The sequence below is a fragment of the Dyella sp. M7H15-1 genome (assembly GCF_004114615.1).
Classification (GTDB): Bacteria; Pseudomonadota; Gammaproteobacteria; order Xanthomonadales; family Rhodanobacteraceae; genus Dyella_B.
Window position 1 is genome coordinate 3,194,811 of record NZ_CP035300.1, and the last position, 12,458, is coordinate 3,207,268.

Below are 12,458 nucleotides of genomic sequence, written 5' to 3' on the forward strand. Positions count from 1 at the left end.
CCACAGCATCAGGCATCTCATGACTTCATCGATCGATCTTGCCGTTATCGGCGGCAGCGGCCTCTACAACTTCCCGGGCCTGGAAAACACCACGCGGCAAAGTGTCGACACGCCCTATGGTCCGGCTTCTGGCGACGTGGTGATGGGTAACTTCGCCGGTTGCCGCATGGCCTTCCTTGCCCGTCACGGTGAAAGCCACACCCTACCGCCGCACCGCGTGAACTACCGCGCCAACCTTTGGGCACTACATTATCTAGGTGCGCGCCGGGTGATTGGCGTGAATGCAGTAGGCGGCATTCGTGACGACATGGGACCGCGCTTGATCGTCGTACCGGATCAGATCATCGACTACACACACGGGCGCTACACAAGTTTTTGCGATGTGGAAGGCGCCGAGGTCAAATACATCGACTTCAGTGAGCCGTATACTGCCTCCCTGCGTACCGCCTTGCTTGCTGCAGCGCATGAAGCAGGCATTGCCGTGATCGATGGCGGTTGCTATGGCGCCACCCAGGGACCACGCCTGGAAACTCGTGCCGAGATTGCCTGTATGAAGCGCGATGGCTGCGATCTGGTCGGCATGACCGGCATGCCGGAGGCGACGCTGGCACGCGAATTGGAGCTGGAATATGCCTGTCTTGCACTGGTTGCCAATTTCGCTGCTGGTTGCGGTGACGAGGCGGAAATCAGCATCGAGGAAATCTTTGCCCACCTCGCTGCCGCCACGGCTGCCGTACCTCCAATCCTTGCCGAATTGCTCAAAAGCTAAGCAACCAACCCGGGCTCAGGTCACACCAGACGCAGACGCATATTGCGCTTTACCTGAAAACATGCAGATACTTTCTCTGCGTCAGGGGCGGCGGACCTAGGGGTAGAGGTGGTTCTCGCGAAGACCTGGTGCAATCCAGTCCTTAGATTCAGAGGTTCACGCAATGCGTTTCGGTACGGTCAAGTGGTTCAACGACGCCAAGGGTTTCGGCTTCATCGCACCCGAGGACGGTGGGGAGGACGTATTTGTTCACTTCTCGGCGATCAACGTCAAGGGCTTCCGCAGCCTGCAAGAAGGTCAGCGTGTGAAGTTCGAAGTGACCCAGGGCCCCAAGGGTGCCCAGGCTTCCGGGGTCGAACTCACCCAGTAATTTCGGTTACAAGCCGTTGCATGCAGTTCCGAAAAAGCCCTGCGCAAGCAGGGCTTTTTCTTGTGCGCCCGGCAGGGCGCACCTGCTAGGAGGTGCAAGTCCTCCACTCGCCTGGCAAGGGGAAGAGTTAGCCAGAGGCAAGGGCATTGCGGGTGACCGGATGTCTGAAGGAAGCCCGAGGCAAAACGCTGGCCTGACGAACAGGAAGCGGATACGAGGCGACGTGTTGGGGTAAGGCAGCAAGAATTGTCAAAGCCCAAAACGTGTCCGGACGACACGGCGTATATCCGACAGGCCTAAGCGGGAAAGCAGGTGTGTCATACCCGGGGAGATCTCGCCTCATGCCTGAAAGGGCGACGCGGTAACGCGGAGCGAGAAGTCAGCAGAGGCCATAGTAGGTGCAGTAAGACCGAAGGGCCGAACATGAGAGACCGTGATGAGGACGGCCAAGACTCGATGATCGTCGACGAAGCAGAAGCCCAAACCAGCGGGGCCACGAGCCAAGGTACGGAACAGTATTCCGGAGAGGGGCACGGTGGTGCGGAGGCGATCACGGCGTGGGCTGAGCAAACGAAAGCGGAGAAGTCACGGCTGATGGAGGCCGTGGTCGAGCGTAACAACCTGATGGCGGCGTACCAGAAGGTGGTTCGCAACGGTGGCGGACCGGGTGTTGATGGCGTGCCGGTGGGATCGTTGCGTGACTGGCTGAAGGTGCACTGGCCACGTGTGAAGGAAGCCTTGTTGGACGGACGCTACCTGCCGGCGGCGGTGCGCGCGGTGGACATCCCCAAGCCCTCGGGCGGGGTGCGGACACTAGGCATACCGACGGTGCTGGATCGACTGATCCAACAGGCCGTTCTGCAAATCCTGCAACCCATCGTTGAACCAAGCTTTTCCCGATCAAGCTATGGCTTTCGGCCAGGGCGTAACGCACACCAAGCGGTCAAGGCGGCCAAGCAGTATGTGCAGCAAGGACACCGCTGGGTGGTGGACATTGATCTGGAGAAGTTCTTTGATCGGGTCAACCACGACATGTTGATGTCGCGGGTGGCCCGGCATGTGGAAGACGAACGGGTGCTCAAGCTGATTCGTCGTTACCTGGAAGCGGGGCTGATGCGTGATGGGATGATCGGAGCGCGAGAGACCGGTACACCGCAAGGTGGTCCGCTGACGCCTCGAACAATGTTGCATACTTTTCATTCCGTCGCCCGAATCATTCGAATCCTCGCTGGTGAGCGCTCCCGGCTGCGGATCAACCCTGAACACAACGACGATGTCGTCCTTGTGGATTTCGACGCGCTTGACCAGGCCCAATACGATCCTGCGCTTCGTTTCCAGGTCAAGCGTGCCAAGTTTCTTGCTAAGGGCACCTGCAAATTCCTCAAGCCGATTGATGACCAGAAATAGTTCGCGTTGTACGGCCCCTTGTTGCCTTGACTCAAGGATCTGCTGGTCAATCTGCTCAAGCCGGCCCTTCAGTTGCTGCATCTTCGGCTCAAAGTCGGTCTTATCAATGATCCCATCTGCATAGCTATCGATCAGCCTGGACTTGCCTTTTTCCAGTTGCAACCGCTGCTTTTCAAGGCTGCTCGTATCGAAGCTATTTCTTTCATTGCGCTCCATCATATCCAGTCGACGCTGATATTCGTTCTTCAATCGCTCCGGATGTCTAAGTAATTCCACTACCTGCTGCCATACCAGATCATCGAGTTTGTCCGTTCGAACCTGCAGATTGTCACAGATGCGTTGACCGCCGAAACGATAGGCGTCGGTTCCAACACAGCGATAATAGGCATAGTCTCGCGGATGGCTCTTGGACGCGGCCTTGCTCACCTTTTTCGCATAGTAAGCGTAGTGACATTGACCGCAGACTGTCAGTCCTTGCAGCAGACGCAGCGGCGCACTCTCGCGCCTCTGGCGTGCCAGCTTGCGGTTCTCGACGAGTTGTTCTTGCGCCGATTCAAACAGCGCCGCGCTGATGATGGCTGGCACCGGAATCTCGATCCAGTCTTGTGGGTCGGTACGTGTTGTTGAATGCGGTTTTTTTGGCACGTCAGCACTATGACGCTGGGCACGCACGCGCACCTGCAGGTGATCGCACGACTTCGTCTTGCCGAACGCAGCCCGCCCCATGTACGCAGGATAATGTAACGGTAGCCGTAGGGTGCCCCGGACAGGACATTGACGCTGCCACGTTTTGCGCCGTGAAGCTTGCCACGGCGGTGACGTTCGGTGATCTTCGCCCGCTCGTATTCCGCGATCATGCCCTGCATCTGCAGTAGCAGTGATTCTTCCGGTGACGCACCGATGGCGTGATTGAGGAACACGACCTGCATGCCACAAGCTGTGAACTCTTCCATCAGCAATGCCTGGTGCGCATATTTGCGCGCCAGCCGGTCCGGTGACAGGATGTAGAGCTGGTCGATCGTGCTGAGCGCAGCACAGTCCCTGAGTCGCTCTAGCTGTGGCCTGATGAGCGTCGCACCACTCACGCCAGCGTCAACGAAACACATGTCATCGGCGATCTGCGCGCCATCAGCTGAAATACGCTCCTTCAGTGCAGCCAGCTGGCTTTCAATGGTGCCGCGTTTGTTTTGCTGCTCGGAGGATACCCGCGCATAGAGCGCGACCATCGTATCTTTGCTCATCGTCTACCTCGCTTGGTGGTCGCTTGCCTGGTCATTGCAGACGGCTTCGCGGACGGCTTTGCCGTGGACCGTGCTTCGATGGGATTGATTTGCTCGTACGCCTTTTGCAGCTGTTCCTGGGCGTGGCGGTTCGGCTCGAAGGCCAGATGTACCCGCCATTGTTTACGTCCTCGGCTCATCACCGCACCTTCCTGTCAGTGGGAGTGACCGTCTCAAGGACGAGGTTCACATCAACCTTGGAGCAGCTTCTGGACCACGGCGCCAAACACCCCCTTGAAATGCGCAGGCCCCATTTTAAGCGACAGTTTGCTCTGTTGTTGGTGGCGTTCTGTCGCCCTTGTTATCGAACATCCTGCTCACGGATGGTGATCGCGAACTAGAGCGGCGAGGTCACGCGTTCTGCCGCTACGCGGACGACGGCAATATTTATGTCCGCAGCGAAAAGGCAGGACAGCGCGTACTGACCAGCATGACATCGTTTCTTGAGAAACGGCTGAAACTGCGGGTCAACAGCGCCAAAAGCGCGTGCGCGCGGCCAAGTGAACGTAAGTTCCTTGGCTACACGCTGACGCACAGCGGAGGCCGGTTACGGTTACGCTTTGCCGAGGAAAGCGCAGCGCGTCTGCGCAACCGTGTGCGTGAGCAGTTGCGTCAGGGGCGAGGTCGAAGTTTGAAGCGAACCATCGAAAGCTTAAATCCGATGCTTCGCGGTTGGGCGAACTACTTCGGCCTCGGCGAGAGCAAGCAAGCGTGGGAGGAGCTGGACGGCTGGATACGGCGTCGGTTGCGTGGTTTGATCTGGCGACAAGCCAAGACGCGCCGACGACGCACGGAGTTGTTACGCAAAGGAGGCTTGACGGAAGAGCGGGCGTGGCACTCGGCCCGAAACGGGCATGGTCCGTGGTGGAACGCCGGAGCCAGTCATATGAACCACGCTTTTCCAAAAGCCTTCTTCGATAGGCTGGGCTTGGTCAGTTTGGCCAGCACGGCTCGCTATCTCCAGCGTCTGGCATGAACCGCCGTATGCGGAACCGCACGTACGGTGGTGTGGGAGGGGGCCGGGGTATCCCGGCTCCCTACCCGATCTTAATGATGCGCTTCTCGCGTTAGCCTCCCCTCTCCCTCCACGTGGAGGAGCGAGGACAGGATCCCATCTCGCGCAGAGCTGCACAAACTCAAGCCACAAACTGCAATCGCGCCAACTCCGCATACAAACCACCTTCGGCCAGCAAGCTTTCATGCGTGCCTTGTGCCACGATCCTCCCGCCATCCATTACCACAATGCGATCCGCGCGCTGTACAGTCGCCAGCCGATGCGCAATTACCAGCGTAGTGCGCCCTTTTTCCAGGCGCTCCAGCGCTTGCTGGATGGCGGCTTCCGATTGTGCATCCAGCGCTGACGTCGCTTCGTCCAGCAACAGCAGTGGCGCATTGCGCAGGATCGCGCGGGCAATCGCAATGCGCTGCCGTTGTCCACCCGACAGGCGCACGCCGCGTTCGCCAAGCTCCGCGTCATAGCCGTTTTGCAGTAGCTGGATAAAGTCATGGGCTTCGGCAGCGCGTGCCGCCGCGTGCACTTCTTCATCGCGCGCATCTTGCCGGCCGAAACGGATGTTGTCGGCAGCGGTGCCACCAAAGATCACCGTCTCCTGCGGGACCAGTGCGATGGCCCCGCGCAGCTCCGGCACTGCCATGGCACGCAGGTCCACACCGTCGAAACTGATCCGCCCGCTTTGCGGATCGTAGAAGCGCAGCAGTAACGCAAACACCGTGCTCTTGCCCGCGCCGGAGGGGCCCACCAGCGCCACCGTTTCACCCGGCCGGATATCCAGATTGAAATGATGCAGCGCAGGGGCATCCGGACGGGAAGGATAGTGGAACTCCACGCCCTCGAAGCGCAGCACGCCACGCACAGGTTGTGACAGCGCTTGCGGGTGTGGCGGATCAACAATCGTCGCTTGTTCGCCGAACAGTTCGCCAATGCGTTCCATGGCGCCCGCCGCACGTAGCACATCGCCCCACACATCCGACAAACCCATCATCGAGCCGCCGGAAAGCATCGCGTACACCACGAACTGCGCCAGCACGCCCGCATCAAGCGCTCCCGTCAGCACATCACGTGCACCCACCCAAAGCACCAGCGTGATGGCGCCGAAGAACAGTACAATCACGGCCGCTGTGAGGAAGGTGCGCATGCCGATGCGTTGGCGTGCCGTAGCCAGTGCACGCAAGATGGAGTCGCCGTAGCGCTGGCTTTCGATACCTTCGCGCGCATAAGCCTTCACGGCTGGCGCGGCATTCAAGGTTTCATTGGCAATCGCCGCGGCATCGGCCAAGCGATCCTGGCTGGCGCGTGAAAGCTTCTGCACACGGCGCCCGAAAATCAGTATTGGCAAGACCACCGCCGGAATCACCAGGGCGGTAAGACCGGCCAGGCGCGGGCTGGTCCAGATCATCGCGGCGGTGGCGCCCACCAGCATGACCGCGCTGCGCAAGGCGACCGAGATGCCCGAGCCTACCAGCGCCTGCACCACTTCGGTGTCCGTTCCAAGACGGGAAATCAACTCGCCGACGCGATTACGCTCGAAGAAACTGACGTCCAGTCGTATGACGTGGTCATATAGCTTTGCACGCAAAGCGGCCAAGGTCCGCTCGCCCAGCAGGCTTATGCAGTAAAAACGCGCTGCCGTGGCAAATGCCATCACCAGGGCCACCACGAACAGGTCCAGGAAGCTGCTGTTGATCGCCGCCGCGCTGGAATTGCGAAAGCCGTGATCGATCATGTGCCGTACCGCGGTCGGCAGTATTAGGGTGGCGCCCGAGGAGATCCCTAGAAACACCAGCCAGCCGAATGCGAGTCGCCAGTGCGGCTTTACGAAGGGCCACAACAGACGCAGTGCGCCAATGCGGCGACGGGGTTTGGGATCGTTTGCCGGGGTTGTGCTCATCGGGCCTCGCCGCAGACAGGACGCAAATCAGATGGGGTTGCCACCTGGCGATTCAATTCCGGCCGGGGGACTCTCCCGGACTCCCATGCCGACCCACCGCCCCCTCAGCCAAAGGAACGGCTGCTCTACACCGTAGTGGAGCAGGGCGTCGAGGGCGAGAATGACGACGGCATAGAGCGCCAAAGCACTATCCGGGGACGCTGGGTTGCAACAAGGGTATGTAACATCAGGCTCATAGGGTGCAAGGTAACCGAAGCGGGTTATCCCGCCCCCTTGTCTACAGGAACGAACAAGCATGTTGACCGTGTTGCTGGTGCTGTGTCTGCTTGGTCTTGTCTTTGGTCGTCTGTGCGGGCGTCGTTGCCAGTGGACGTTTTTTTGCCTCACCTTGCTGCTTTTCTTCACGGCAGGCTGCGGGCCATTGCCCGCCTTGTTGCTCAAGTGGCTGCAGGCACCGTATGCCAAACGCCCCACCATTACCTGGGCCCAACACAACGCGATTGTGTTGCTGGGAGCCGGCACGACCCATGTGGTCGGGACATCGCAGGTGGAGCCGACCATCTTCGCCAACGGACGTATCATTGAAGCCTACGCGCTTTACCGTGCCTGCCGTCAAGGAGGTAACGATTGCAAGATTGTTGTCAGCGGAGGCGATCCGTTTCGCAATGGCATCACGGAAGCGGTGGCTTACGGCGAGGTGCTCACGTCAATGGGCGTAGCGAGCGATGATTTGCTGCTGGAAATACGCAGCATGAATACTTGGCAGAATGCGCAGTTCGTGCAGCCGATGCTCAAGGACTATCGCCCCGAGCAGGTATTGCTGGTGTCATCCGCCATCCATTTGAACCGGGCGTTGCTGTTTTTCGCGCACTTCGGTATCGATGCGATACCCGTGCGCGGGGATTACACCGACGTGCGCATGACCTGGCGGCCCAATGCCTGGAATCTGGCGCTAACGGATTTTGCCCTGCACGAATACAACGGCATGCTGACTTATCGCTTCTACAGTCTGATGGGCTGGAATGCGCCGCCGAGCCGGAATGGCAACGCTGAACTCCCTTAGGACTCTCGCATCACCATTAAACGAATCTCGGTCATATCCTCAATGGCATAGCGCACGCCTTCGCGACCCATACCGGAAAGCTTCACGCCACCATATGGCATGTTGTCCACGCGGAAACTTGGTACATCATTGACCACTACGCCGCCTTGCTCCAGCTCATTCCATGCACGCATCGCATGGGCAAGGCTGTCGGTGAAGATGCCTGCTTGCAGGCCATAGTCGGAGTGGTTGACCATCGCGATTGCATCGTCTAGCTGCTTGAATGGTGCAAGCAAGGCGAACGGACCGAATACTTCCATGCGATTGACTTTCGCATCATCCGGTGCATTTTCCATCAGCGTGGCATCCAGCATATTGCCCTTGCGCTTGCCGCCACACAGAATCTTGCCACCAGCTTTCTGCGCTTCTTTGATCCATCCTTCCAGGCGTTCGGCGGCTGCTTCGTCGATCATCGGGCCAAGGAATACATCTTTCTTTTTCGGATCGCCAGCCTTGAGTTTCTTCACCGCGTCGACCAGGCGCTTTTTCAGCTCATCGTAGAGCGACGCATGCGCGTAGATGCGCTGCACGCTGATACAGCTTTGTCCGGATTGATAGAACGCACCGAAGATCAACCGCTCGATCACCCGGTCCAGGTGCGGTTGCTGATCGCCATCGATGATGCAGGCAGCGTTGCCGCCCAGCTCCAGCGTCACCTTCTTGTGGCCGGCACGGGCTTTCAGATCCCAGCCAATCTGCCCGCCGGTGAACGAAAGCAGTTTCAAACGCGGATCTTCTACCAATGGCGTAGCGTGTTTGCCGTCCAGCGTGAGCACCGAGAACGCACCTTTGGGCAGATCGGTTTCGGCTAATATCTCGCCGATGATCAATGCGCCAATGGGCGTTTTCTCCGAAGGCTTTAGCACGAACGGGCAGCCTGCCGCGATGGCGGGCGCCACTTTGTGTGCCACCAGATTCAACGGAAAGTTGAATGGCGTGATGAAGGACACCGACCCCAGCGGCACGCGCTTGGTGTAACCGTGATAACCATCCAGGCGCGAGGCCAATTCGAGGTTCAGCGTTTCACCGTTGATACGCACGGCTTCTTCCGCTGCGATGCGAAAAGTCTCGATCAGTCGCGTGACTTCGCCGGCCGAATCCTTGATTGGCTTGCCTGCTTCGATACATAGCGCCATGGCCAGTTCGTCGCGCCGTTCTTCAAACCGCCGGGCGCAATGCTGCAGCACCGCCTGTCGCGCCCAGGGGCGGAAGTCCTTCATGGGTCCGGTCGCTTTCACGGCCGCCTTGATTGCTTTTTCGGTGGCGCCCTCATCCGGCACGGCCACGCGCGTGGCGACTTTGCCGCTGTATTTGTCATAGACCTCCATCATGGTCTTGGAGGTCTGCGGCTGATTGGCCAGGTAGTAGGGGTAGGTTTTCTCAAGCATGGTCATATCCTGGAAAAGTTAGACTGCGGCGCTCAGGCGACGGATTTCTTCGTCCAGCACGCGATGGTTGTCGGAATAGTCGATGGCAAGGTCGATCAAGTGCACGCCACCTTCGTCGAAAGCGCGCTGCAATGCCGGCAGAAATTCATCCGCACGTTCGGGACGATGTCCATGCGCGCCATGCGCTTCGGCAAAAGCCACGAAATCGGGGTTGCTGAATTGCATGCCGAAATCGGCAAAGCCCATGTCGGCCTGCTTCCAGCGGATCATGCCGTAGGCATCGTCGCGCACCAGCAGGATCACCAGATCCATCTTCAGGCGTACGGCAGTTTCCAGCTCCTGCGCATTCATCATGAAGCCGCCGTCGCCGCAGATCGCCAGCACCTTGCGTTCGGGATACACCATCTTCGCGGCCATCGCGGAAGGCAGGCCGGCACCCATGGTGGCGAGTGCGTTGTCGAGCAGCACTGTATTAGGTTGGCGTGCCTTGTAGTAACGCGCATACCACAGTTTGTACATGCCGTTGTCCAGGCACAGGATGCCATCATCGGGCATGTACTTGCGGGTGTCGCTAACGATGCGCACCGGGTGCATCGGGAAGCGTGCTTCATGGGTGTATTGCTGTAGCTGCTCCTGGAAGGCGTGGCGCACTTTGTCGAAGTAGCTGAAATCCCACTGCTCCTGCTTGACCAGCGCATCGGTTAGTCGTTCGATGGTATGAGCGATATCGCCCACCACTTCGATCTGCGGGAAGTAGACAGCATCCACTTCCGCCGATGAGAAATTGATGTGGATAACAGTGCGCCGCCCGCGCTGCATGAAAAACGGCGGTTTCTCTACCACGTCATGACCGGCGTTGATGATCACGTCTGCCGCATCGATCGCCCGATGCACAAAATCACCATCGGAAAGTGCGGCATTACCCAGCCAAAGCGGATGATCTTCATCGACCACGCCCTTGCCCATCTGGGTGGTGAAGAAGGGAATACCCAGCTTGTCGATAAAGGCCCGCAGGGCTACCGCGGTACGTTGGCGATTGGCGGCGGCACCCATCATCAGGATGGGATGTTTGGCACTGCTGATCGCCTCGGCGGCCTGCACCAGTGCGGCGTCGTCCGGCGAAGGCCGGCGGGCGTATTCGGTAGGCAGCAGGATCGCGTCCTCGATATCGTCGCGGGCGATATCTTCGGGAAACTCCAGATGCACGGCGCCGGGACGTTCTTCCTCGGCACGGCGGAAGGCTTCACGAATGCGTGCGGGGATGGTGGCCGCCGACACGATCTGCCGCGTGAACTTGGTCAACGGCTGCATCATGTCGACCACGTCCACCAGTTGGAACAGGCCCTGCTTGTGCATGCGGATCGGCTTTTGGCCGGTGATCATCAGCATTGGCATCGCGCCGAGCTGGGCGTAAGCCGCGGCGGTGACCAGGTTGGTCGCCCCAGGGCCCAGGGTGGAAAGCGCCACGCCGGCCTGTCCGGTGAGCCGTCCCCAGGTAGCCGCCATGAACCCGGCGGCCTGCTCATGTCGGGTCACGATCAAGCGGATCGAGGATTCCCGCATGGCTTCGACCAGATCCAGGTTCTCTTCGCCAGGTATGCCGAAAATGCGGTCTACCCCTTCGGCTTCCAGTGCTTTCACGAATAAAGTCGCAGCCTTCATGCATCGCCTCGTTGGGGGAGAAAAGCAGATGCTATATGTACACGAATATTCGATTTGTTCGGAAAAACGTTTAATTCGTGTAAGGAATCAAACGAATGGGATCAACGTAGTAAGCGCTATTTGTCGCTTACCCGCAATGGCAATTCACCATCAGCGAGCCGCGCACGTAGCGGGGTGTCCACTGTCACAGTTTGCACCGAACGCAACACCTTGCCCTCGGCATCAAACAAGATCGCATAGCCGCGTTCCAGTGTTGCAAGAGGACTGACTGCATGCAGTGCGCGTGCCGTCTGCTGCAAAGTCAGCCGCTCGCGTTCCAGTTTGTGTTCGACTAGCCTACGCAGGTGCTGAGCATGCTGTTCGAGCCGTTGCCGCAGCAGGGCGAGTTGCTGGCGGGGATGCTGGGACAGCAGGTGCGCATGAACGCGGTCGAGTCGCGCCTTGAGTTGGTTGAGTTGGGCGATACGCGCACCCAGCAGCCGCCGATGCAAGTGCAGCAGGCGTTCGCGATCGTGCGCCAACCGGGCTTGTGGACGCTGTGACTGCAAGCGTGCCAGCAGATGATCAATGCGCTGGATCCGCTGCTGCAAGCGACGTTCCTGGATCGCCATGATGCGCTGGCGCATTTGGTCCAGGTGCCTTTGCTGCGCACGCACGTCAGGAACCAGCAATTCCGCCGCGGCGGATGGTGTCGGTGCGCGCAGGTCGGCGACAAAGTCGGCAATGCTGAAATCAATTTCGTGTCCGACAGCACTGACCACGGGCACCTGGCTGGCATGGATGGCGCGGGCCACCCGTTCGTCGTTGAAGGCCCACAGATCTTCCAGTGAGCCACCACCACGGGAGAGCAGCAGTACGTCATAACGACCGCAGGCGGTGGCCTTGCGCAGCATCGACACGATGGCTGGCGGCGCTTCGTGGCCCTGTACCGGAACGGGCAGCACGTCTACATCCACCAGCGGCCAGCGTCGGCCAAGCACACTCAGCACGTCGTGGATCGCCGCGCCGGTGGCCGAGGTGATGACGCCGATACGACGTGCAAATCGAGGCAGGGGGCGCTTGTGATCCTGCGCGAACAGGCCTTCGGCATCGAGTTGCGCCTTCAGCCTTTCGAACTCGCGTTGCAATGCGCCTTCGCCGGCGGGTTCCATATGCTCTGCGACAAGCTGGAATTCGCCACGTGGTTCGTACAGGCCAACACGCGCACGCACCAACACCTGCATGCCATCGGCAGGCTTGAAGCGCAGGCAACTGCTCTTGGGCTTGAACATGGCGCAGCGCACCTGCGCCGCGTTGTCCTTCAGTGTGAAGTAAAGATGGCCTGAGGCTGGCCGTGCCACATTGGAAAGCTCGCCTTCGATCCAGACCAGGGGCAGCGCATCTTCCAGTAAGCCACGCACCAGCCGATTGAGCGTGCTGGGCGTAAGGATGTGCCGTGGCGGCTGGTCACCGGCACCGTTGCTGAAGTCGTCGGGCGCGTGCATGGATGCGGGAGACTAGCACGAACGGCTTGGAGAACATCCTCTACGTGACTGGACTACAACACCACGCCATCAGGAACCATGTGCAAA

At 59.4% G+C, this 12,458-nt stretch carries 10 protein-coding genes; 5 read left to right on the forward strand and 5 right to left on the reverse strand.

The window, feature by feature from the left end; all coding sequences use genetic code 11:
- Nucleotides 1-19: 19 nt before the first annotated feature.
- From EO087_RS14650 to EO087_RS14660, 3 genes are all read left to right on the forward strand, one after another.
- The gene (locus tag EO087_RS14650; RefSeq protein ID WP_128899513.1) at nucleotides 20-769 is read left to right on the forward strand and encodes an S-methyl-5'-thioinosine phosphorylase; all 750 of its coding nucleotides are present in this window, start codon (nucleotides 20-22) and stop codon (nucleotides 767-769) included.
- A 163-nt stretch (nucleotides 770-932) separates the two neighbouring features.
- A complete protein-coding gene (locus EO087_RS14655) occupies nucleotides 933-1,139 on the forward strand; it encodes a cold-shock protein (RefSeq protein WP_128899514.1) in 207 nt (68 codons plus the stop codon).
- A gap of 423 nt (nucleotides 1,140-1,562) precedes the next feature.
- Nucleotides 1,563-2,546, forward strand: a complete 984-nt coding sequence (locus EO087_RS14660; protein WP_240669068.1) for a reverse transcriptase domain-containing protein — start codon at nucleotides 1,563-1,565, stop codon at nucleotides 2,544-2,546.
- 467 nt (nucleotides 2,547-3,013) lie between these two features.
- On the opposite strand, the gene EO087_RS14670 is transcribed toward EO087_RS14660, so the two are convergent.
- Nucleotides 3,014-3,772, reverse strand: a complete 759-nt coding sequence (locus tag EO087_RS14670) for a recombinase family protein (protein ID WP_205744444.1) — start codon at nucleotides 3,770-3,772, stop codon at nucleotides 3,014-3,016.
- 352 nt (nucleotides 3,773-4,124) lie between these two features.
- On the opposite strand from EO087_RS14670, the gene EO087_RS14675 reads away from it, so the two are divergent.
- Nucleotides 4,125-4,802, forward strand: coding sequence for a group II intron maturase-specific domain-containing protein (locus tag EO087_RS14675; protein ID WP_205744384.1), 678 nt, complete (start codon nucleotides 4,125-4,127; stop codon nucleotides 4,800-4,802).
- A 160-nt stretch (nucleotides 4,803-4,962) separates the two neighbouring features.
- On the opposite strand, the gene EO087_RS14680 is transcribed toward EO087_RS14675, so the two are convergent.
- Nucleotides 4,963-6,735: an ABC transporter transmembrane domain-containing protein gene (locus EO087_RS14680; protein ID WP_128899516.1), complete on the reverse strand. Its 1,773-nt coding sequence runs from the start codon at nucleotides 6,733-6,735 to the stop codon at nucleotides 4,963-4,965.
- 295 nt (nucleotides 6,736-7,030) lie between these two features.
- Here EO087_RS14680 and EO087_RS14685 point away from each other — a divergent pair, with 295 nt between their 5' ends.
- On the forward strand, nucleotides 7,031-7,798 hold the full coding sequence (locus tag EO087_RS14685; RefSeq protein WP_128899517.1) for a YdcF family protein: 768 nt from the start codon (nucleotides 7,031-7,033) through the stop codon (nucleotides 7,796-7,798).
- On the opposite strand, the gene EO087_RS14690 is transcribed toward EO087_RS14685, so the two are convergent.
- From EO087_RS14690 to xseA, 3 genes are all read right to left on the reverse strand, one after another.
- Nucleotides 7,795-9,225: an aldehyde dehydrogenase family protein gene (locus tag EO087_RS14690; RefSeq protein WP_128899518.1), complete on the reverse strand. Its 1,431-nt coding sequence runs from the start codon at nucleotides 9,223-9,225 to the stop codon at nucleotides 7,795-7,797. The two genes, EO087_RS14685 and EO087_RS14690, sit on opposite strands and share 4 nt — an antisense overlap.
- Nucleotides 9,226-9,243: 18 nt before the next feature.
- A complete protein-coding gene (locus EO087_RS14695) occupies nucleotides 9,244-10,887 on the reverse strand; it encodes an acetolactate synthase large subunit (protein ID WP_128899519.1) in 1,644 nt (547 codons plus the stop codon).
- Between the two features lie 116 nt (nucleotides 10,888-11,003).
- Nucleotides 11,004-12,371 carry an exodeoxyribonuclease VII large subunit gene (xseA, locus tag EO087_RS14700; RefSeq protein ID WP_128899520.1) on the reverse strand — a complete coding sequence of 456 codons (1,368 nt, stop codon included), beginning with the start codon at nucleotides 12,369-12,371 and terminating at the stop codon, nucleotides 11,004-11,006.
- Nucleotides 12,372-12,458: the final 87 nt, after the last annotated feature.